The 21963-nt window shown below is 72.6% G+C and carries 18 protein-coding genes; 9 read left to right on the top strand and 9 right to left on the bottom strand.

Annotated elements, in window-relative coordinates; all coding sequences use genetic code 11:
• Window positions 1-287: 287 nt before the first annotated feature.
• Window positions 288-710, top strand: a complete 423-nt coding sequence (locus ACE1OC_RS26355) for a hypothetical protein (protein WP_407839087.1) — start codon at window positions 288-290, stop codon at window positions 708-710.
• A gap of 120 nt (window positions 711-830) precedes the next feature.
• On the opposite strand, the gene ACE1OC_RS26350 is transcribed toward ACE1OC_RS26355, so the two are convergent.
• The 5 genes from ACE1OC_RS26350 to speB all read right to left on the bottom strand — a co-directional run bounded on the left by ACE1OC_RS26350 (window position 831) and on the right by speB (window position 8486).
• Window positions 831-4700 (bottom strand): ABC transporter ATP-binding protein, encoded by a 3870-nt coding sequence (locus ACE1OC_RS26350; RefSeq protein WP_407839086.1) that lies wholly within the window; start codon window positions 4698-4700, stop codon window positions 831-833.
• A gap of 113 nt (window positions 4701-4813) precedes the next feature.
• On the bottom strand, window positions 4814-5497 hold the full coding sequence (locus tag ACE1OC_RS26345; RefSeq protein WP_407839085.1) for a hypothetical protein: 684 nt from the start codon (window positions 5495-5497) through the stop codon (window positions 4814-4816).
• Window positions 5494-5730, bottom strand: a complete 237-nt coding sequence (locus ACE1OC_RS26340) for a hypothetical protein (RefSeq protein WP_407839084.1) — start codon at window positions 5728-5730, stop codon at window positions 5494-5496. Before ACE1OC_RS26340 ends, ACE1OC_RS26345 begins: the two co-directional genes overlap by 4 nt.
• A gap of 77 nt (window positions 5731-5807) precedes the next feature.
• Complete coding sequence (locus ACE1OC_RS26335) at window positions 5808-7475, bottom strand: thiamine pyrophosphate-binding protein (protein ID WP_407839083.1); 1668 nt, start codon at window positions 7473-7475, stop codon at window positions 5808-5810.
• Window positions 7476-7517: 42 nt separating this feature from the next.
• Window positions 7518-8486: an agmatinase gene (speB, locus tag ACE1OC_RS26330; protein WP_266877754.1), complete on the bottom strand. Its 969-nt coding sequence runs from the start codon at window positions 8484-8486 to the stop codon at window positions 7518-7520.
• 118 nt (window positions 8487-8604) lie between these two features.
• Between speB and ACE1OC_RS26325 the strand changes: the two genes are divergently transcribed.
• The 5 genes from ACE1OC_RS26325 (at window position 8605) to ACE1OC_RS26305 (ending at window position 13996) form a co-directional block, all read left to right on the top strand.
• Entirely contained in the window at window positions 8605-10125 is a 1521-nt protein-coding gene (locus ACE1OC_RS26325) for a PucR family transcriptional regulator (RefSeq protein ID WP_407839082.1), read from the top strand.
• Window positions 10126-10388: 263 nt separating this feature from the next.
• Entirely contained in the window at window positions 10389-10760 is a 372-nt protein-coding gene (locus ACE1OC_RS26320) for a hypothetical protein (protein ID WP_407839081.1), read from the top strand.
• Window positions 10761-10914: 154 nt separating this feature from the next.
• Window positions 10915-12072, top strand: coding sequence for an acyl-CoA dehydrogenase family protein (locus tag ACE1OC_RS26315; protein WP_266957923.1), 1158 nt, complete (start codon window positions 10915-10917; stop codon window positions 12070-12072).
• 19 nt (window positions 12073-12091) lie between these two features.
• Complete coding sequence (locus tag ACE1OC_RS26310) at window positions 12092-12970, top strand: acyl-CoA thioesterase (protein WP_407839080.1); 879 nt, start codon at window positions 12092-12094, stop codon at window positions 12968-12970.
• Window positions 12971-13015: 45 nt separating this feature from the next.
• Window positions 13016-13996: a cation diffusion facilitator family transporter gene (locus ACE1OC_RS26305; RefSeq protein WP_407841685.1), complete on the top strand. Its 981-nt coding sequence runs from the start codon at window positions 13016-13018 to the stop codon at window positions 13994-13996.
• Window positions 13997-14048: 52 nt separating this feature from the next.
• Here the strand turns inward: ACE1OC_RS26305 and ACE1OC_RS26300 are convergent, their stop codons facing one another.
• The 4 genes from ACE1OC_RS26300 to ACE1OC_RS26285 all read right to left on the bottom strand — a co-directional run bounded on the left by ACE1OC_RS26300 (window position 14049) and on the right by ACE1OC_RS26285 (window position 17200).
• Window positions 14049-14480: a hypothetical protein gene (locus ACE1OC_RS26300; RefSeq protein ID WP_407839079.1), complete on the bottom strand. Its 432-nt coding sequence runs from the start codon at window positions 14478-14480 to the stop codon at window positions 14049-14051.
• A 300-nt stretch (window positions 14481-14780) separates the two neighbouring features.
• Window positions 14781-15203: a hypothetical protein gene (locus ACE1OC_RS26295; protein ID WP_407839078.1), complete on the bottom strand. Its 423-nt coding sequence runs from the start codon at window positions 15201-15203 to the stop codon at window positions 14781-14783.
• A 546-nt stretch (window positions 15204-15749) separates the two neighbouring features.
• On the bottom strand, window positions 15750-16556 hold the full coding sequence (locus ACE1OC_RS26290; RefSeq protein ID WP_407839077.1) for a phosphatase: 807 nt from the start codon (window positions 16554-16556) through the stop codon (window positions 15750-15752).
• A gap of 65 nt (window positions 16557-16621) precedes the next feature.
• Window positions 16622-17200, bottom strand: a complete 579-nt coding sequence (locus ACE1OC_RS26285) for a TetR/AcrR family transcriptional regulator (RefSeq protein ID WP_243337072.1) — start codon at window positions 17198-17200, stop codon at window positions 16622-16624.
• 109 nt (window positions 17201-17309) lie between these two features.
• On the opposite strand from ACE1OC_RS26285, the gene ACE1OC_RS26280 reads away from it, so the two are divergent.
• Genes ACE1OC_RS26280 through ACE1OC_RS26270 form a run of 3 tightly spaced genes read left to right on the top strand, consistent with a single transcriptional unit; the run spans window position 17310 to window position 21962 of the window.
• Window positions 17310-18926, top strand: coding sequence for a carboxyl transferase domain-containing protein (locus tag ACE1OC_RS26280; protein WP_407839076.1), 1617 nt, complete (start codon window positions 17310-17312; stop codon window positions 18924-18926).
• A 16-nt stretch (window positions 18927-18942) separates the two neighbouring features.
• Window positions 18943-21033 (top strand): biotin carboxylase N-terminal domain-containing protein, encoded by a 2091-nt coding sequence (locus tag ACE1OC_RS26275; protein ID WP_407839075.1) that lies wholly within the window; start codon window positions 18943-18945, stop codon window positions 21031-21033.
• Window positions 21030-21962, top strand: coding sequence for a hydroxymethylglutaryl-CoA lyase (locus ACE1OC_RS26270; protein WP_407839074.1), 933 nt, complete (start codon window positions 21030-21032; stop codon window positions 21960-21962). The genes ACE1OC_RS26275 and ACE1OC_RS26270 overlap by 4 nt, the downstream gene beginning before the upstream one ends.
• The last annotated feature ends 1 nt before the right edge of the window (window position 21963 follow it).

Below are 21963 nucleotides of genomic sequence, written 5' to 3'. Positions count from 1 at the left end.
ACGCTATCGCGCGGATACGGTCACCGTACGGATGCGTCCATGCACGGCGTGTTGTCACGTCCTCGAGGTCTTACGCGGGCAGCCCGGGGTTCCCGGGGCGGGGCGACCGGAATTACCAAGATCGACCCTGAGCGTCAAGCCCCGAATGTGAGTGGCGTGACGCGATTCCCGCCATCGGGTTTATTTGAAGTACGCCCTCACCGGGAAACACCGGAAGAACCAGAGGGCAGGGAATCACCTCGAATCCCCTCCCTTTCTTTCCTTTCTTTTCCGAATGGAGAACGACCATGTTCAAGATCCTGTCGACCCGCCGCATCGTCCTCGCTTCCGCTTCCGTCGCCCTGCTGGGTGGTGGCATCGCCCTCCCCGCCACGGCGATGGCCGCCCCCACGACCGCCCCGCACCACGCGGTGTCTCTCGTCCAGGACGACAGCGCCGACGGCATCGGCACCGGCGGCGACGCCAACGCCGAGAACACCACCGTCGGCGGCGACTCCCGCGGCGGCGACGCCAACACCGGCGTCGGCAACTGCAAGGGCAAGTGCACCATCAACACCGGCGACGCCCGCGGAGGGGACTCCAGCGCCGACGCCATCAACACCGGCGACGCCACCGCCGTCGGCGGCGACGGCAACGGCAAGGGCGGAAACCTGAACAAGGTCAACAAGCAGACCTTCAAGAACCAGCTCAAGAACAAGCTCGGCAACTGAGCCTGGCAAGCCACCCAGAAAGCCGGCGCCCCGGACACTCCGGGGCGCCACCGCACCCGGCGGGCGCCGGAGAGGCCGAGCCTCTCCGGCGCCCGCTCGTGCGCTCGGACCCGTCCCGTCCTACGCCACTGCGGCCGGCTCGTCCTCGCCCGCGAAGGTGCGCCACAGCTCGGCGTACCGGCCGCCGCGGGCCAGCAGCTCGGCGTGGGTGCCGTCCTCCGCGACCCGGCCGCGGTCCATGACCACGACCCGGTCGGCGCGCGCGGCGGTGGTCAGCCGGTGCGCCACGACCAGGGTGGTGCGCTTGCCCGCGAGCCGGTCGGTGGCCTGGTTGACCAGGGCCTCGGTGGCCAGGTCGAGGGCGGCGGTGGCCTCGTCGAGCAGCAGCACGTCGGGGTCGACGAGCTCGGCGCGGGCCAGCGCGATCAGCTGGCGCTGGCCGGCCGAGAGGTTGCGGCCGCGCTCGGTGACGGTGTGCAGGTAGCCGCCGTCCAGGGTGGCGATCATGGCGTGGGCGCCGACCGCATGGGCGGCGGCCTCCACCTCGGCGTCGCTCGCCTCGGGCCGCCCGTAGGCGATGGCGTCGCGGACCGTTCCCGGGAAGAGGTACGGCTCCTGCGGGACCACGCCGAGGCGGTGGCGGTAGCCCGTCAGGTCCAGCTCGCGCAGGTCCACCCCGTCGGCGGTGACCCGGCCGGAGGTCGGATCGTAGAACCGGGCCACCATCTTGACCAGCGTGGACTTGCCGGCTCCGGTCTCGCCGACGAAGGCGACGGTCTGCCCGGCGGGGATGCGCAGGCTGATCCCGGTGAGCGCCGGTTCCTTCTCCCCGCGCTCCTCGGCCGTGCCGTACGAGAAGTGGACCCCTTCGAAGGCGATCTCGCCGCGCAGCTCGGGGACCGGCCGGGGGTCGGCCGGGCGGGGGGTGCTGGTGGGCTCGCGCAGCAGGCCCTGGATCCGGCCGAGGGAGACGGTGGCCTGCTGGTAGCCGTCGAAGACCTGTGAGAGCTGCTGGACGGGGGCGAAGAACAGGTCGATGTAGAGCAGGTACGCGACCAGCGCGCCCGTGGTGAGCGTGCCCGCCTCCACCCGGCCCGCGCCGACGATCAGCACGGCGGCCGCGGCCCCGGAGGACAGCAGCTGCACGAAGGGGAAGTAGACCGAGATCAGCCACTGGCCGCGGACCCGGGCCTCGCGGTACGAGTCGCTGCGCTCCGCGAACCGGACGGCGCCGGAGCGCTGGCGGCGGAAGGCCTGGACGATGCGCAGTCCGGCCACGGACTCCTGGAGGTCGGCGTTGACCAGTCCGACCCGGTCGCGGGCGAGCTCGTAGGCGGCCACGGACTTCCGGCGGAAGAAGACGGTGCCGATGATCAGCAGGGGCAGCGTCGCGAAGACGATCAGTGCCAGCTCCACGTCCAGGACGAGGAGGGCGACCAGGATGCCGAAGAAGGTGAGGACCGAGACGACGGCGGTGACGAGCCCGGTCTGCAGGAAGCTGGACAGGGCGTCCACGTCGGTGGTCATCCGGGTCATGATCTTGCCGGTCAGCTCGCGCTCGTAGTAGTCGAGGCCGAGGCGCTGGAGCTGGGCGAAGATCTTGACGCGCAGGGCGTAGAGCACGCGCTCGCCGGTGCGGCCGGTCATCCGGGTCTCGGCGAACTGCGCGGCCCACTGGGCCAGGACCACGCCGAGCGCGAGGAGGGACGCCGCCCAGACGGCGCCGAGCGCGGCCGCTTCGACGCCCTGGTCGATGCCGTGGCGGATCAGGATGGGCAGGAGCAGTCCGGAGCCGGCGTCGAGGGCGACGAGGCCGAGGGATATCGCGAGCGGGGCCCAGAAACCGCGCAGCAGGCGGCCCAGGTTGTAGCTGTCCTCGGAGGACGCGGCGCGGGTCTCGTCCACGTCGGGGGTGTCGTCGGCGGGCGGCAGCGCGGCCACCTGCGCGAGCAGTTCGGGCGTGGCGGACATCCCCGCGGGGGCGGTGGTCTTGTCGTCCGCCTCCTCCTGGCGCTGCCAGAGCTCGGGGGTGATCCCGCCGGCCACCCGGCGCTTGGCGTTCACCGGCTCGGAGTCGATCTCGGCTTCGAGCTCGATGTCCCGCTCGATGTCGCGCTCGATGTCGCGCTCGAACTCCTCCATCAAGGGCGCCTCGGGCGTCCGCGGGGAGCCCGCGCCCAGCGCGTCCGGGTCGGTGAGCAGCCGCCGGTACAGGGCGGAGCGGCGCTCCAGCTCCTCGTGCGTACCGACATCGGAGAGCCGCCCGTGGTCCAGTACGGCGATCCGGTCGGCGAGCGCGAGCGTGGAGCGGCGGTGCGCGATGAGCAGGGTGGTGCGGCCGGCCATGACGGCGCGCAGCGCCTCGTGGATCTCGTGCTCGACCCGGGCGTCGACGGCCGAGGTGGCGTCGTCGAGGAGCAGCAGGCGGGGGTCGGTGAGGATGGCGCGGGCGAGCGCGATGCGCTGGCGCTGGCCTCCGGAGAGGGTCAGGCCCTGCTCGCCGACCTTGGTGTCGTACCCGGCGGGGAGGGCCTCGATGAACCCTTCGGCCTGGGCGGCGCGGGCGGCGGCCAGGATCTGGTCCTCGGTCGCGCCGGGGTGGCCGTAGGCGATGTTGGCGCGGATGGTGTCGGAGAAGAGGAAGGAGTCCTCGGGGACCAGTCCGATGGCGTCGCGCAGCGAGTCGTAGGTCAGCTCGCGCACGTCGTGGCCGCCGACCCGGACGGCGCCGCGGTCGGCGTCGTAGAAGCGGGGCAGCAGCAGCGAGACGGTGGACTTCCCGCTGCCCGAGGACCCGACGAGGGCGACGGTCTCCCCTTCGGCGATCGACAGGCCGAACCCGTCGAGCACGGGCCGCTCGGGGTCGTACCCGAACCGCACGTCGTCGAACTCGACGGTGGCGGGTGCGTCCGCGGGGAGCTCCTTCGTCCCCTCCCGGATCACCGGCTCGGTGTCGATGAGCTCGAAGACCCGCTCCACGCCGGCGCGGGCCTGCTGGCCGACGGTGAGCACCATGGCGAGCATGCGGACGGGGCCGACGAGCTGGGCCAGGTAGGTGGAGAAGGCGACGAAGGTACCGAGGGTGACCTGCCCCTTGGTGGCCATCCAGCCGCCGAGGGCCAGCATGGCGACCTGGCCGAGGGCCGGTACGGCCTGCAGGGCGGGGGTGTAGCGGGAGTTCAGCCGGATGCCGCGCATCCGTCCGGCGAACAGCCGGCGGCCGGCGTCGCGGAGCTTGCCGGTCTCCTGCTCCTCCTGGCCGAAGCCCTTGACGACGCGGACGCCGGTGACGGCCCCGTCGACGACGGTGGCGACGGCGGCGGCCTGGCTCTGGGCGTACCAGGTGGCGGGGAAGAGCTTCTTGCGGCTGCGCTTGGCTATGAACCAGAGGGCCGGGGCCATGAGCAGGGCGACGACGGTCAGCAGCGGCGAGAGCCACAGCATGATCCCGAGGGATATCCCGAAGAGCAGGAAGTTGCCGATGGTCATGGGCAGCATGAAGAGCAGCCCTTGGATCAGCTGGAGGTCGGTGGTCGCCCGCCCGACGACCTGCCCGGTGGACAGCTCGTCCTGACGGCGGCCGTCCAGCCGGGCGATGGTGTCGTACATGTCGGTGCGCAGGTCGTGCTGCACGTCGAGGGCGAGCCGGCCGCCGTAGTACCTGCGGATGTAGGTCAGCACGTAGACGAGGACCGCGGCGCCTATGAGCATCAGGGCCCAGGGCCCCATGGGCTTGCTCTGGTCGCCGATGACGTCGTCGAGGATCACCTTGGTGACGAGCGGTACGAGCGCCATGACGGCCATGCCGCCGAGCGAGGACCCGAGGGCCAGCAGCACGTTGACCTTGTACCGCCAGGTGTAGGCGGCGAGCCGCCTCCCCCACCCCTGTTTGCTTCCAGCCGCCGTTTCCGCCGTCGCCGTAGCCACGTACTGCCTCCCCGTTCGTCCTGCCCTACCGGAAGCCCCAACGCTCCGACCGGCGGATTTCATCCCGCCGCAACAATTCGAACTGGGTTGCGCGGGTTCCGCGCGCGGGGTTGCGCCTACGGGGGCCGGGGAGGCCTACGGGGGCCACGGCGTCGGCAGGGCCGTCCGTGCCGGGGTCAGGACTTGGGCGTCGGCGTCGGCGTCGGCGTGGGCGTGGGCGAAGGCAGCACCTTCACCACGGGCGCCCGCTTCAGCGGCTTGTTCTCGCAACCGAGGGCCTCGGCGACGCGGCGGGCCATGAGATAGGTGAGGGACGTCTGCCGGTCCCGGTCCGCCTGGGTCATGTTCGGCCGGGGGGCGCCGATCCTGAAGGATTCCTCCACCGCCAGCAGGGCGTTGTCGGACTGGCCGCGGAGGTCGCCGGGCATGTCGCAGCGCACGCGCAGCTGCGACCCGGTGTCGCCGGCCCAGCCGACGGCCCCGTTCGCCTCAACGGGCACGGTGCCCTGCGGGTTCTGCTCCTTGGACTCCCGGTACAGCCAGCGGACCTGCAGTTGTACGCGGCTCGCGTCCTTCCCCTGGGTGGGGACGTACCCGCACATGAGCCACGGCGTCGACGGCAGCGACCGCAGGTCCCCCTTGAGGCTGTCCACCAGGTGCGCGGTGGTGGCGTTGACCCGGGTGTCGAAGTCGCCGGACCCGGTGATCTGCTTGATGAGGTCCCTCTCGGCCGACGGATCGGCGATCGCGCACGGGTCGGCGGCGCGGGGCCCTGCTTGCTCGGTGGAACATCCGGCCGCCGCCACCAGGCAGACGAGGGCGAGGACGGACCGCTTGGCCGCGGTCGAGATGGCGTTCACTGGGTGTCTCCCGACTTCACCGCGGGAGCCTGCTCCAGCGGCTTGTTCTCGCAGCCCAGGGCGTCGGTGACGCGGCGGGCCATGAGGTAGGTGAGGGTGGTCTGCCGATCGCGGGCCGCTTGGTCGGCGGCCGTCGCGGTCGAACTGATGGTGTGCTCGAAGGTGTCCGCCGCGATGACGTCCTTCAGGAGGACGCCCTCCTCCGATGAAGGGCTGATCCCGTCGAACGACACCGCTCCCCCAGAGATCTGCGACCAAAGACTTGCGACCGGGACTGATCGGTACCAACCTAACCCGGCCCGCACACCCCTCAGACGTGGGTGGGGGCGAACATCTTCGGCGTGGCCGGAAGGACCAGGAGCGAAGGGCCGGGGGTCTTCAGGGACCTGGCCAGGTCCTCGCGGAGGGATTCCGGGGTGGTCGTGGTCGCCGGGACGTCGAAGGCGGCCGCCAGGGCCACGAAGTCGGGCCGGGTCAGGGTCGTGCCCGTCTCGCAGCCGTACTCGCGCAGGATGCCGTAGCCGCCGTCGTCCACGATCAGCCAGGTGACGTCCAGGTCGTGCTGGCGGGCGGTGGCCAGGTCGGCGATCGAGTACATCGCGCCGCCGTCGCCGGAGACGGCGAGGACCGGGGTGTCCGGCTCCGCCACGGCCGCGCCGAGGGCCGCCGGGAAGGCGTAGCCGAGGCCGCCCGCGCCCTGCGCCGAGTGCATGGTGTTGGGGTGCTTGGGGTCGAAGGCCGACCAGGCCCAGTAGGACAGGATCGTCATGTCCCAGAACGACGGGGAGCGCGGGGGCAGGGCCTGCCGGATCGAGGTCAGGAGCTGTTGCTCCAGGGCCAGGTCCTGGGAGGCCAGTCGGGCCGCGATGTCGGCGAGGAGCAGGCGGACGCGCTCGGGGGCCTGCGGGTCGGGGCGCTCGGCGACCGTTTCGAGGAGGGCCTGCAGGGCGAGCCGGGCGTCCGCGTGGATGCCGAGGCCCGCGTGGTTGGACTCCAGCTTTCCGAGGTCCGCCTCGATCTGGACGACCCGGCCCTCCGGGAAGAACGTGTGGTAGTTCGAGGACAGCTCGCCCAGGCCCGAGCCGACCACCAGCAGGACGTCGGCGTCCTCGAGGAAGTCCGTCATGTGGCGGTCCTCCAGCCAGGACTGGAGGGACAGCAGGTGGGTCCAGGGGAAGGCGCCCTTGCCGCCGAAGGTGGTGACGACGGGGGCGTTCAGGCGTTCCGCGAGCTGCTTCAGCTTGCCCGCGGCGTCCGAGCGGATCACCCCGCCGCCCGCGATGATCACCGGGCGTTCGGCGTTCTCCAGCCAGTGCGCGGCCAGCGCGGTCAGCTCCGGGCGCGGGGCCAGTTCGTGCGGGGTCGCGTCCATGCCCGTGACCTGCGGGACGACGGTTTCCGCGCGCAGCACGTCTTCCGGGATCTCCACCCACACCGGCCCGTGCGGGGCGGTCAGCGCCGATTCCCAGGCCTCGGCGATCACGGACGGGATCTGGGAGGGGGTCCGGGCGGTGTGCACGGACTTGACCACGTCCCGGAAGGAGGCCGCCTGGTCGCGCAGCTCGTGCAGGTGACCGCGCCGGCCGCCGCCCAGGCCCGGGGTCGGGACCTGCGAGGAGATCGCCAGGACGGGCGCGGACGCCGCCGCCGCCTCGGCCAGGGCCGGGAGCGCCATGAGCGCGCCCGGGCCCGTGGACAAGAAGAGGGGGGCCGCCTCGCCGGTCATCCGGCCGTACGCGTCGGCGGCGAACCCGGCGTTGTTCTCCGTACGCAGGCCGACCAGGCGCAGGTCGGATCGGCCGACGGCGTCGAAGAGGCCGAGCGCGTGCTGGCCGGGCAGCCCGAAGACCGTCGTCGCGCCGAGCGAGCGCAGCGTCTCCACGACCAGGTCCCCGCCCGTGCGCCCCGGCGGCGGCGCGAGCGCGGCCGCCTTCTGGGCTTCGGTGGGGCGGAGTACCAGGTCGTGGTCGTGCGTCACTCTTGCGTGCCCTTCGGGTTCGCCTTCGCCTGCGCGCTGTGCCTAGCCGGCGTTGCGTGCCGCGGAGATCTGGCGGCTCATGATCGTGGTCAGCTCGTACGCGGTGTGCGAGGCCGCGACCGAGGTGATCTCCGCGTGATCGTACGCCGGGGCGACCTCCACGACGTCCGCCGAGACCAGGTTGCAGGAGGAAAGCCCGCGGATGATTTCCAGCAGCTCGCGGGAGGTCATGCCGCCCGCCTCCGGGGTGCCCGTACCGGGGGCGTGCGCCGGGTCCAGCACGTCGATGTCGATGGAGATGTACAGCGGGCGGTCGCCGATGCGCTGGCGGAGCTGGTCCGCGACCTCGTCGGCGCCGCGCCGGTAGACGTCGGCCGAGGTGACGATGCCGAAGCCCATCTTGGCGTCGTCGTCCAGGTCCTGCTTGCCGTACAGCGGGCCGCGCGTGCCGACGTGGGACAGGGCCTCGGTGTCGAGGATGCCCTCCTCGACGGCGCGGCGGAACGGGGTGCCGTGCGTGTACTCGGCGCCGAAGTAGGTGTCCCAGGTGTCCAGGTGGGCGTCGAAGTGGAGCAGCGCGACGGGGCCGTGCTTCTTCGCCACCGAGCGCAGGAGCGGGAGCGCGATGGTGTGGTCGCCGCCGAGGGTCATCAGGCGGGAGCCGTTGCCGATCAGCTCGTCGGCGGCGGCCTCGATCGTGTCGACGGCCTCGTTGATGTTGAAGGGGTTCGCCGCGATGTCGCCGGCGTCGGCGACCTGCGCGAGGGCGAACGGGGAGGCGTCCTGCGCCGGGTTGTACGGGCGCAGCAGGCGGGAGGCCTCGCGGATGGCGTTGCCGCCGAAGCGCGCGCCGGGGCGGTACGAGACTCCGGAGTCGAACGGCACGCCGACGACGGCCACGTCGGCCTTGCCGCCGACCTCGTCGAGGCGGGGCAGCCGGGCGAAGGTCGCGGGGCCCGCGTAGCGCGGGATGCGGGAGGAGTCGACGGGGCCGCGCGGCTGCGTGCTCATGAGGGGCCTTCCGGGGAGGTGTGCGGTGCGGTCCTTCGAGCGTAAACGGACACCCCGGGCACGCGAAGTGTACGTTTCATCCATCGAGCTCCCCCGACATGTACGGAGTATCCACCCCATGGAAGCCCCGCCCACCCCGCCGGTCGCACTCGGCCGGCTGCTCGCCGACCACGAGCTGGGCCTGCGCCACCTGGCGGGCCCCACCGAGGCCGAACTGCACGGGGTGCACGCCTCCGAGATGGCCGACCCGTCCCCGTACCTCCTGGGCGGCGAGCTCCTCCTCACGGCGGGGGCGGGCCTGGTGGGGGCGGGCCTCGCGGGCACGGACCTCTCGGGCCCCGGGCCGGGACGCAGCGATGCCGGGCCGTACGTGGCCGGGCTGGTCCGGGCCGGGGCCGGCGCCCTCGGCTTCGGGGTGACCCCGGTGCACGAGACCGTGCCGCAGTCCCTCGTCGAGGCCTGCGACCGGTACGGGCTACCCCTGGTCGAGGTGCCGCCCGGGACCCCCTTCACGGCGGTCGGCCGGAGCGTCTGGCGGCTGATGGCACGGGCCCGGACGGCCGAGCTCCGCCGGGTGACCGAGGCCCAGCAGTCCCTGGCGGCGGCCGCCGCCCGCCCGGACCCGGTGCCCGCCGTCCTGCGCCGGCTGGCCGCCACCCTTGGCGGGTCGGCCGGTCTCCTCCCCGCCGACCCGCCGGAGGCACCCGCACCGGCCGGACCGGCCGACGGGCCCGGCGACTGGGCCGGGCCCGTGCCGGATGCCCCGGTGCTGGACGCGCTGGGGGCGCTCGCGCAGCGGGTGGGAGAAGGCGTCGCGGTCACCGCCACGGGGGCGTACGGGGAGTTCCACCTCGCAGTCCACGCCCTCGGCGGCGGCCGGGTCCTGGCCCTGGCGACCCCCTCGCGGGCCCCCGGGGACCACACCGTCGCCTCGGTGGCGGCCGTACTGCTGACCCTGCTCACCGCGCGCCGCCCGGCCGGGGCGGAGGCCGCCCTGACCCGGCTGCTGCTCGGCGGCGATCCGGCCGGGGCGCTGGGCCCCGGCCCCTGGTACGCCGTCCACGCCCGCGGCACCGGGGACCCGCGGGCCCTGGCGGCCGCGCTGGGCACCGTGCTGCTGGACCCGCGCGGGGACTCCGTACACGAGGACCCAGCGCACACGGGCCCCACGCACGCGGGCCCCACGCACGCGGACGCCGTACGGCTGCTCACCGACCGCGAGCCCGGCCCGCAGCCCGGGTGGCGGCTCGGGGTCAGCGCCCCGACCCGGCCCGAGGACCTGCCCGGCGCCGACGCGCAGGCCCGGCGGGCCCTGGAACGCGCCGAAGCGGCCCGCACCCCGCTGGCCCGCCACACCGAGCCCGGCCTCGCGGGCCTGGTCGGCGCGGCCGAGGCCCGGGCCCACGCCGAGGCCCTGCTCGGCCCCCTCTCGCCCGCCCTGCGCGACACCCTGCGCGCCTGGCTGGCCCACCACGGCAGCTGGGACCGCAGCGCGGCCGCGCTCGGGATCCACCGCAACACCGTCCGCCAGCGCATCGCCCGCGCGGCCGCACTCCTGGGCTCCGACCCGGACGATCCCGACACCCGGATGGAGCTGTGGTTCGCGCTCCGGCATCTCGACGGCCCGGACGCCCCGTAGGGCCCGGCCACGGGACCGGGCCCGGGCCCGGGCCCGTGGCCGTCGTCAGCCGTGTCGCGGCGGGCGACGGGCGGGGCGACGCTGAGGACATGAACCCGCCGGACAGCTCCCCGGAACCCTCGGGACCCTCAGAACCCTCGGGCTCTTCGGAGCCCCCGCGCTGGGGACCGCGCCCACCCCAACACCCACCCCAGCAGCAGCCTCCGCCTCCGTACCCATATCCGTACCCCCCGCCGCCCCGGCGCCGCCGCCGCTGGCCCTGGGTGCTGCTCGGCCTGCTCCTCCTGCTGCTCGGCGGCTGCGCCGCCCTCTTCGCCGTCTTCGTCGGCGAGGTGTCCGAGGAGGCCGCGCGGCCCGCCCGGATCGCGTACGCGGCCACCGGGAGCGCCTCGGGCGTGGCCATCACCTACTCGACCTGGCGCGACGGGAACCTGTCCACCAGCCAGGTCGGCGACCGGACCCTGCCCTGGACCAAGGAGATCACCACGAAGGGCTTCGTCAAGGGCGGCTCCCTCGTCGTCACGCTGGGCCCCGACGGCGGCACCGCCACCTGCTCGGTGACGGTGGACGACTCCGCGCCGATCACGGCGACGGCCACCGGCCCCTTCGCCTCGGCCGTCTGCAACGGTTTCTGAAGGACGGCCGAGGGACGCGGCGGAGAGGGACGCCGAGGGAGTTCGGACCGACGTGCCCCACCTCACTCTGGACAGCGAGACCAACTCGCCGGTAACTTAATCTGAGCAAGCGCTTAGATTGGGCGGCTGACTGCCGCGACGAAGGGAGTCGGCCGTGCGCCGTACGGTGTTCAACGAGGACCACGAGGCGTTCCGCGAGACCATCCGCGCCTTCATCGAGGCCGAGGTCGTCCCGGTCTACGACGAGTGGTTCGCGGCCGGCCAGGCCCCGCGCGAGTTCTACTACAAGCTCGGCGAGCTGGGCATCTTCGGGATCAACGTCCCCGAGGAGTTCGGCGGCGCGGGCCTGGACACCCACAAGTTCGAGGCCGTCCTCTACGAAGAGACCTCCCGCGCGGGCGTCAACTTCGGCGGCTCCGGCGTGCACGTGCTGCTCGCCCTCCCCTACATCAAGATGCTGGCCGACATCGAGCAGAAGAAGCGCTTCCTGCCGAAGTTCGTCTCCGGCGAGGAGATGTGGGCCCTGGCGATGACCGAGCCGGGCACCGGTTCCGACGTCGCGGGCATGAAGACCACCGCCAAGCTCTCCGAGGACGGCACGCACTACGTCCTCAACGGCTCCAAGACCTTCATCACGGGCGGCGTGCACGCCGACCGCGTGATCGTCTGCGCCCGCACCTCCGCCCCCAGCGAGGACGACCGCCGCTTCGGCATCTCCCTCTTCGCCGTGGACACCAAGTCCGAGGGCTACTCCATCGGCCGCAAGCTCGACAAGCTCGGCCTGCGCACCTCCGACACCGCCGAGCTGGCGTTCGTCGACGTGAAGGTCCCGGTCGAGGACCTGCTCGGCGAGGAGAACAAGGGCTTCTACTACCTCGGCGCCAACCTGCCGTCCGAGCGCTGGGGCATCGCCTTCGGCGCGTACGCGCAGTCCAAGGCCGCCGTCCGGTTCGCCCAGCAGTACGTGACGGACCGCACCGTCTTCGGCAAGCCGGTCGCGCACTTCCAGAACACCAAGTTCGAACTGGCCGCCTGCCAGGCCGAGGTGGACGCCGCCGAGGCCGTCGCCGACCGCGCCCTGGAGGCCCTGGACGCCGGTGAGCTCACCGCCGCCGAGGCCGCTTCCGCGAAGCTGTTCTGCACCGAGGTCGCGCACCGCGTCATCGACAAGTGCCTCCAGCTGCACGGCGGCTACGGCTACATGAACGAGTACCCGATCGCCCGCCTGTACGCCGACAACCGCGTGAACCGCATCTACGGCGGCACCAGCGAGGTCATGAAGTCCATCATCGCCAAGTCGATGGGCCTGTAAGCGTCTTACGCTTCCCCCCATGAACGAGGCACTGACGACGCTCCTCGATCTGCTCGACCTGGAGCAGATCGAGGAGAACATCTTCCGCGGTACCAGTCGTTCCGCGCTGGTACCGCGGGTCTTCGGCGGTCAGGTCGCGGCCCAGGCCCTGGTCGCGGCCGGCCGTACCGTGCCCGAGGACCGCACCGCGCACTCGCTGCACTCGTACTTCCTGCGCGCCGGTGACCCGGGCGCGCCGATCGTGTACTCGGTCGACCGGATCCGCGACGGACGCTCCTTCACCACGCGCCGCGTCGTCGCCGTCCAGCACGGCCAGCCGATCTTCCACCTCTCCGCGTCCTTCCAGACGTACGAGGAGGGCCTCGACCACCAGACCGCGATGCCCGAAGCCCCCGATCCGGAGACCCTCCCGACGGCCGCCGAATCCCTCCCGCTCTACCGGGAGACCTTCCGCGACCCGGGCACGGTGGAACGGCTCATCGAGGCGCGCGGCGCGGTGGACCTGCGGTACGCGACCGTCCCGCCCTGGGGCAGCGTCGGCGAACCGGTCGAACCGCGCTCGCAGGTGTGGTTCCGTACCGCCGGCAAGCTGGAGAGCGACGACGCGCTCCTGCACACCTGCCTGGCCACGTACGTCTCCGACATGACCCTGCTCGACTCGGTGCTGCTCGCGCACGGGAAGGGCGGGTGGGCGGTCGGCGACGTGGTCGGCGCCTCGCTCGACCACGCGATGTGGTTCCACCGGCCCTTCCGCGCCGACGAATGGCTGCTGTACGACCAGGAGTCCCCCTCGGCCGCCGCCGGGCGCGGTCTGGGCCAGGCCCGGATCTGGACCCAGGACGGCAGGCTCGCCGTGACCGTCATCCAGGAGGGCGTGGTGCGCGTCCCGCGCGCGTAGTCCGGCCGTCCGACATAACGTCGCACCATGTCCAGCAGCGATGCGATGGTGAACGGAACCGGAAGCGGCGGCCCGGAGGGAAGCCCCAACGGGGGACCGGGCGAGGACGAGAGCGTCGGCACGGTCGTCGTCGCCGTGGTCACGAACCTCGGCATCGCCGCCGCCAAGGCGGTGGGCGGGGTCATCAGCGGATCGAGCGCGATGCTCTCCGAGGCGGCGCACTCGGTGGCCGACACGGTGACTGAGGTGATGCTGCTGACCGCGCTGAAGCGGAGCGCGAAGCCGGCGGACGAGGCGCACCCGCTGGGGTACGGACCGGAGCGGTACATCTGGGCGCTGCTGGCGTCCATCGCCACCTTCGTCGGCGGCGCGGTGTTCGCCGTCTACGACGGCATCCACACCCTGATGCACGGGGAGGACCCCGGGAACCCGACGCTGTCCTACATCATCCTGGCCGTCGCCGCCGTCCTGGAGGGCTACTCCCTGCTGGTCGCCTGGCGGCAGGTCAAGGGCGAGGCGGCGCGGATGAGCGCACCTCTGGGGCTGTACGTGAAACACACCCCGGACACGGCGGTGAAGGCCGTCCTCCTGGAGAACGTGGCCGCCCTGATCGGGCTGGCGCTGGCCGCGGGCGGGCTGCTCGGGGCGCAGCTCACGGGATCGGGCGTGTACGACGGGGTGGCCTCGCTGTTGATCGGACTGCTGCTGGTGTGGGTGGCGTGGGAGCTCGGCCGCTCGAACGCGCAGTACCTGATCGGGCGGCCGCTGCCGGAGGGGATGCGGGCGGAGGTGCGGGAGGAGCTGCTGTCGGTGCTGCACATCGAGGGCGTGCTGGAACTGACCACGCTGGTGCAGGGGCCGTCGGAGGTACTGATCGCCGCGAAGATCGACTTCCACGATCTGGCGTCCGCGGCGCAGGTGGAGGCGGCCTGCGAGATCGCCGAGGAGCAGCTCCGGGACCGCTTCCCGGCGATCCGCCGGGTGTACTTGGACCCGACCCCGTCGTCTCCTCCCTCTCCTTCTTGACACACGAGAACGGCGCCCCGGGGGTCCGGGGCGCCGTTCTCATGGGCTGAGCTCAGCCGAGCTTGGCCTTGAGGTCCTTCTTGAGCTGGTTCTTCACCGTCTGCTTGTTGACCTTGTTCAGGTTCCCGCCCTTGCCGTTGCCGTCGCCGCCGACGGCGGTGGCGTCGCCGGTGTTGATGGCGTCGGCGCTGGAGTCCCCGCCTCGGGCGTCACCGGTGTTGATGGTGCACTTGCCCTTGCAGCTGCCGACGCCCGTGTTGGCGTCGCCGCCCTGCGAGGTGCCGCCGACCGTGGTGTTCTCGGCGTTCGCGTCGCCGCCGGTGCCGATGCCGTCGGCGCTGTCGTCCTGGACGAGAGACACCGCGTGGTGCGGGGCGGTCGTGGGGGCGGCCATCGCCGTGGCGGGGAGGGCGATGCCACCACCCAGCAGGGCGACGGAAGCGGAAGCGAGGACGATGCGGCGGGTCGACAGGATCTTGAACATGGTCGTTCTCCATTCGGAAAAGAAAGGAAAGAAAGGGAGGGGATTCGAGGTGATTCCCCGCCCTCCGGTTCTTCCGGTGTTTCCCGGTGAGGGCGTACTTCAAATAAACCCGATGGCGGGAATCGCGTCACGCCACTTACATTCGGGGCTTGACGGAGATGGCCGATCTTGATAGCCCCCTCCATCCAAGCCCTGAATCGCGGCGGACGCCGGAGGGGCTGGGCCTCTCCGGCGTCCGTGGGCATGCGACGGCGCCCCGGGGATTCCCGGGGCGCCGCTGTGTGGGGTGGCTTGCTGGGCTCACTTGCCGAGGTTGGCCTTGAGCTGGTTCTTGAAGGTCTGCTTGTCGACCTTGTTCAGCTTCCCGCCCTCGCCGGTGCCGTCGCCGCCGACGGCGGTGGCGTCGCCGGTGTTGATGGCGTCGGCGCTGGAGTCCCCGCCTCGGGCGTCACCGGTGTTGATGGTGCACTTGCCCTTGCAGTTGCCGACGCCGGTGCTGGCGTCGCCACCGCGGGAGTCACCGCCGACGGTGGTGTTCTCGGCGTTGGCGTCGCCGCCGGTGCCGATGCCGTCGGCGCTGTCGTCCTGGAGGACGGACACCGCGTGGTGCGGGGCGGCCGTGGGGGCGGCCATCGCCGTGGCGGGAAGGGCGATGCCACCACCCAGCAGGGCGACGGAAGCGGAAGCGAGGACGATGCGGCGGGTCGACAGGATCTTGAACATGGTCGTTCTCCATTCAGAAAGGAAAGGGAGGGAATTAGGGGAGATTCCCTGCCCTCTGATTTCTTCCGGTGTTTCCCGGTGAGGGCGTACTTCAAATAAACCCGATGGCGGGAATCGCGTCACGCCACTCACATTCGGGGCTTGACGGAGACGGCCGATCTTGATAGTTCCCGTTCATTTCCCGGCGCGGGCCCGATGGGCGGCTGCGAAGGTGCGGCCCTGCGGGGCGAAGTCCCCTACCCGCCCTTCCACCGTTCCCCGGGCGCTGCCCGGACCCCGGCCCTCAAACGCCGGACGGGCTGGGAAGGGGTACCGGGCTGCGCCCGGACCCCCTGGGGCTCCGCCCCGGACCCGGGAACGGCGCCGCGCGCGGAAACGGGGTCGGGGCGGAGCCCCGGGGAACGGGCGAAGGGCGGGGAGGGGACTCGGTGCCGCGCAGCGGCCTGGCCGGGGTGCCGTCGGCACGCGCGCCGGGCAGGGACGGCCGCCGGCCCCGTCGGCGCGTGAGGCGCAGGGGGCCGGGCCGCGTACGGGCGGCGGTGCCGGCTAGAGCAGGCCCGCCCCCGCGAGGAGGTACGCGACCATCGGGTCGTAGAAGCGGGGGTCACGGACGTGGTCGTCCAGGGGCACCGCCACCTGGAGGGTGCCTTCGGCCTCGGCCAGGAACAGCGCCGGGTCGTTGCAGTCGGCGTAGCCCACCGCGTCCAGCCCGCGCTGCGCCGCGCAGCCCGCCCAGCCGTGGTCGGCGACGACCAGGTCGGGCTGGGGGCGGCCGTGGGCCGCCAGGGCGTCCAGGATCGCCGCCATCGGCTCCGGGGAGTGGGTGTGCCACAGCGTGGCGCCCCGCTCCAGGACCGCGACGTCCGCGAACTGCCACACCGAACCCTCGTCGGCGACGAGCCCCGGCGGGATCACCACGATCTCGCAGCCGGCAGCACGCAGCGCATCGGCCGTGGCCCGGTGCACGTCCAGCAGCCCGCCCGGGTGCCCCGTGGCCAGCAGCACGCTCTGCCGGTCCAGCGCGGCCTTGCGCAGCCGCGTCGCCATCCGGTCCAGGGCGGCCACGGTGAGCTCGGGGTCGATGGTGTCCTGGCCGACGCGGTGCGCGGGGTCGTCCACGACGCCGCAGCGCTCCGCCATCACGGCGAGCACGTCCTGCTCGTCCGTCCAGCGGTCGCCCAGCTCCAGGCCCAGCCAGTAGTGGCGGTCGCCGTTGGCGAGCTTGCGGTAGTGGGAGAGGTTGTTGTCGCGCGGGGTGGCGACGTCTCCCGCGATCCGCGTGCGGACCAGGTGGTCGACGAGTTCGGCTCGGCTGGGGACAGGCGTCTCTATCGGCTTCGGCATGCGGCCCATTCTGCCGCCGCGCGCCCGGAGCCGTCCCTTCCATCCCGCCCCCCGGACACCCCGGCCGCCGCGCCTCATCCCGACAGCGCCCCGAAGGCCCCGTTCGCGAGCCGCCGCAGCAGGGACTCCGTCGCGTCCCGGCCGAGCGCCGCCAGGTGCGGGGTGGAGTTGAGCAGGCCGAAGACCGCGTGCACGGAGACGCGTACCTCCGCCTCGCCCACCTCGGGGTGCAGCTCCCGTACGACGTCGACCCACAGCTCGACGTACTTGCGCTGGAGCTGCCGTACGAGCTTGCGGTCGGCCTCGCGCAGCCGGTCCAGCTCCCGGTCGTGGAGGGTGATCAGCGCCCGGTCGTCGAGCGCGAAGTCGATGTGGCCGTCGATGAGGGAGGCCAGTACGCCGGACGGGTCACCGGCCGCCTCCTCCACCCGGCGGCGGCCGCCCGTGAGCAGCCGTTCGCTGATGCCGACGAGCAGCTCGGCGAGCATCGCGTCCTTGCCCGCGAAATGCCGGTAGAGGCCGGGGCCGCTGATGCCCACCGCGGCCCCTATCTCGTCCACGCCCACGCCGTGGAAACCGCGCTCGGCGAAGAGGCGCGCAGCCTCGCCGAGGATCTGCTCGCGCCGGGTCGGGGCGGCCGCTCTGGTGCTCATGGGAATCCATTCTAGACAGGGCCGTTAGCGGTCGTTAACCTAAGGCCCACATGCGTTAACGCTCATTAACCGAATGAACCAGAGCGCACCGAGCAAGGGAGCTCGACCGATGCAGCAGGCACCAGTGCTGACGAGCGCCGCCGACCCGGCGTCCGACGCCTGGCGGGCCAACGAGGCCGCCCACCGCGAGCTCTCCGAGGGCCTGCGGGCCCGGCTGGAGGCGGCCCGGCTCGGCGGCGGCGAGAAGGCCCGCGCCCGGCACACGGCCCGCGGGAAGCTGCTGCCGCGCGACCGCGTGGACGCCCTCCTCGACCCCGGGTCCCCCTTCCTGGAGCTGGCCCCGCTGGCCGCCGAGGACATGTACGGGGGTGCGGCCCCGGCCGCCGGGGTGATCGCCGGCATCGGCCGGGTCAGCGGCCGCGAGTGCGTCATCGTCGCGAACGACGCCACCGTCAAGGGCGGCACGTACTACCCGATGACCGTGAAGAAGCACCTGCGCGCCCAGGAAGTGGCCCTGGAGAATCGTCTCCCCTGCCTCTACCTGGTCGACTCGGGCGGCGCCTTCCTCCCCATGCAGGACGAGGTCTTCCCCGACCGGGACCACTTCGGCCGCATCTTCTACAACCAGGCCCGCATGTCGGGGGCCGGCATCCCGCAGATCGCCGCCGTCCTCGGCTCCTGCACGGCGGGCGGCGCGTACGTGCCCGCCATGAGCGACGAGGCCGTCATCGTCCGCGGCCAGGGCACGATCTTCCTCGGCGGCCCGCCGCTGGTGAAGGCCGCCACCGGCGAGGTGGTCACGGCCGAGGAGCTCGGCGGCGGCGAGGTCCACTCCCGCACCTCCGGCGTCACCGACCACCTCGCGGAGGACGACGCCCACGCGCTGCGGATCGTACGGAACATCGTGGCGACCCTGCCCGAGCGCCAGGCCCTGCCCTGGTCGGTCGAGGCCCCCGAGGAGCCCAAGGTGGACCCGTACGGCCTGTACGGCGCGGTCCCCGTCGACTCCCGCACCCCCTACGACGCCCGCGAGATCATCGCCCGGATCGTGGACGGCTCCCGCTTCCAGGAGTTCAAGGCGGAGTTCGGGCAGACCCTGGTCACCGGCTTCGCCCGGATCCACGGACACCCGGTCGGGATCGTCGCCAACAACGGCATCCTGTTCTCCGAATCCGCCCAGAAGGGCGCGCACTTCATCGAGCTGTGCGACCAGCGCGGGATCCCGCTCCTCTTCCTCCAGAACATCTCCGGCTTCATGGTCGGCCGGGACTACGAAGCGGGCGGCATCGCCAAGCACGGCGCCAAGATGGTCACGGCCGTGGCCTGCACCCGGGTCCCGAAGCTCACGGTGGTGGTCGGCGGCTCGTACGGCGCGGGCAACTACTCGATGTGCGGCCGGGCTTACTCCCCCCGCTTCCTGTGGATGTGGCCCAACGCCAAGATCTCGGTGATGGGCGGCGAGCAGGCGGCCTCCGTCCTGGCCACGGTCAAGCGCGACCAGATCGAGGGCGCGGGCCAGGAGTGGCCGGCCGAGGACGAGGAGGCCTTCAAGGCCCCGGTCCGGGCTCAGTACGAGGAACAGGGCAACGCCTACTACGCCACGGCGCGGCTGTGGGACGACGGGGTCATCGACCCGATGGAGACCCGGCAGGTGCTGGGACTGGCCCTGACCGCGTGCGCGAACGCCCCGCTGGGCGACTCGGGCTTCGGCATCTTCCGTATGTGACGTGAGGACCTCACTGATGTTCAGCACTGTTCTGGTCGCCAACCGGGGCGAGATCGCGGTCCGCGTCATCCGCACGCTGCGGGAGCTCGGCATCCGTTCCGTGGCCGTCTTCAGCGACGCCGACGCGGACGCCCGGCACGTACGGGAGGCCGACACGGCCGTCCGCATCGGCCCGGCGGCGGCCGCCGAGAGCTACCTGTCGGTGGAGCGGCTGCTCGACGCGGCGCGCCGCACGGGCGCCGAGGCCGTCCACCCCGGCTACGGCTTCCTCGCGGAGAACGCCGCCTTCGCGGCCGCCTGCGCGGACGCGGGCCTGGCCTTCATCGGGCCGCCGGCCGCGGCGATCTCCCTGATGGGCGACAAGATCCGCGCCAAGGAGACCGTCAAGGCGGCGGGCGTGCCCGTGGTCCCCGGTTCCTCGGGCAGCGGGCTGTCCGACGCCGAACTGGTCGCCGCCGCCGAGAAGATCGGCATGCCGGTCCTGCTGAAGCCCTCGGCGGGCGGCGGCGGCAAGGGCATGCGGCTCGTACGGGACTCCGCGCTGCTCGGCGAGGAGATCGCGGCGGCCCGCCGCGAGGCGAAGTCCTCCTTCGGCGACGACACCCTGCTCGTGGAGCGCTGGGTGGACCGGCCCCGGCACATCGAGATCCAGGTGCTGGCGGACGCCCACGGGAACGTGGTCCACCTCGGGGAGCGCGAGTGCTCGCTCCAGCGGCGCCACCAGAAGGTGATCGAGGAGGCGCCGTCGGTCCTGCTGACGCCGGAGCTGCGGGCCTCGATGGGCGCGGCGGCGGTGGAGGCGGCGCGGTCCTGCGGGTACGTCGGCGCGGGGACGGTGGAGTTCATCGTCCCGGGCGGGGACCCCTCCTCGTACTTCTTCATGGAGATGAACACCCGGCTCCAGGTGGAGCACCCGGTGACCGAACTCGTCACCGGACTGGACCTGGTGGAGCAGCAGCTCCGGGTCGCGGCGGGCGCGGAGCTGGGCTTCGGCCAGTCGGAGGTCCGGCTGACCGGGCACGCGATCGAGGCCCGCGTCTGCGCGGAGGATCCGGCGCGGGGCTTCCTGCCGTCCGGCGGCATGGTGCTGGCCCTGTCGGAGCCGGACGGCGGCTCCGTCCGTACGGACTCCGGGCTGGCGGCGGGGGTCGACACCGGCTCCACCTACGACCCGATGCTGTCGAAGGTCATCGCCTACGGCCCCGATCGGGCGGCTGCCCTGCGGGTGCTGCGGGGTGCGCTCGCGGACACCGTGATCCTGGGCGTGCAGACCAACACGGGCTTCTTGCGGCGCCTGCTCGCGCACCCGGATGTGGTGTCGGGCGACCTCGACACCGGCCTGGTGGAGCGGGACCTGTCGCAGCTCCTCCCCGACGGAGTCCCGGACGAGGTGTACGCGGCGGCCGCGCTGCTTTCCTTCCCCCACCCCGCCCCTTCCCGAAACCCTGCCGGGGGCTGGATCGACCCGTTCGACTCCGCCAACGGCTGGCGCCTCGGCGGCACCCCCGCCTGGACGGTCCACCACTTCCGCCTCCCGGGCCAGGACCCGGTCACGGTCCGCACCCGGCCCGCCGGTTCCGGCCGGGACACGGAGCTCCTCCTGGCCGATCCCGCACCCGACGGCGGCGCCGGGCCAAATTCAGCCCCGCCGGCGTTTGAGGCGCGGGGTCTGGGGCGGAGCCCCAGCACCCCGGCCCGGGGCCGGATCGTGTCCCGCACCCCTGAACACCTCACGGTCGAACTCGACGGAATCACCCACCGGTTCTCCTACGCCCCCTCCCCGGAGGGGACCTGGCTCGGCCGCGACGCGGACAGCTGGCACGTCCAGACCCACGACCCCGTCGCAGCCCGAGGCGCGGCCAGCGCAGGGGCCGACACCCTCGCGGCCCCGATGCCCGGCACCGTCACCGTCGTCAAGGTCGCCGTCGGCGACAGGGTGGCCGCCGGCCAGAGCCTGCTCGTCGTCGAGGCCATGAAGATGGAACACGTCATCTCCGCCCCGCACGCCGGCACCGTCACCGAACTCGACGTCACCCCCGGCACCACGGTCGCCATGGACCAGGTACTGGCAGTGGTCACCCCGGACGAGGAGGAGAAGGACGCATGAACGGGCTTCCGATGAGCTTCCCGTACGAGGGCCTCCCGGCCCGGGTCCGGATCCACGAGGTGGGCGCCCGCGACGGGCTGCAGAACGAGAAGACGGCCGTCCCGACCCACGTGAAGGCCGAGTTCGTGCACCGGCTGGCCGCCGCGGGGCTCACCACCATCGAGGCCACCAGCTTCGTGCACCCCCGGTGGGTCCCCCAGCTGGCCGACGCCGACGAGCTGTTCCCGCTCCTCGCCGACGTGCGGGCCGCGCTGCCGGTCCTGGTCCCCAACGAGCCCGGCCTCGACCGCGCGCTCGCCCTAGGGGCCACCCGGATCGCCGTGATCGGTTCGGCCACCGAGACCTTCGCCTCCCGCAACCTCAACCGCACCGTCGCCGGGTCCCTCGCGATGTTCGAGCCGGTCGTGGCCCGCGCCAAGGACCACAAGGTGCACGTCCGTGGCTACCTCTCCATGTGCTTCGGCGACCCCTGGGAGGGTCCGGTCCCGGTCCACCAGGTGGTCGGCGTCGCCAAGGCCCTCCTCGACCTCGGCTGTGACGAGCTGAGCCTCGGCGACACCATCGGCGTCGCCACCCCGGGTCACGTGCAGACCCTCCTCTCCGCGCTCAACGAGGAGGGCGTGGGCACCGACCGGATCGGCGTGCACTTCCACGACACCTACGGCCAGGCCCTGTCCAACACCCTCGCCGCGCTCCAGCACGGCGTGACCACCGTCGACGCCTCCGCGGGCGGCCTCGGCGGATGCCCGTACGCCAAGAGCGCCACCGGCAATCTCGCGACCGAGGACCTCGTCTGGATGCTCGACGGCCTCGGCATCGAGACCGGGGTCGACCTGGCCGCCCTCACCGCCACGAGCGTGTGGATGGCCGAGCAGTTGGGGCGCCCCAGCCCCTCCCGTACCGTCCGCGCCCTCTCCCACAAGGAGTAAC

The sequence above is a fragment of the Streptomyces stoeckheimensis genome (assembly GCF_045822005.1).
Classification (GTDB): domain Bacteria; phylum Actinomycetota; class Actinomycetes; order Streptomycetales; family Streptomycetaceae; genus Streptomyces; species Streptomyces stoeckheimensis.
The sequence above is the reverse complement of the archived record's forward strand: the minus strand, read 5'-3'. Positions and strand labels throughout refer to the sequence as shown.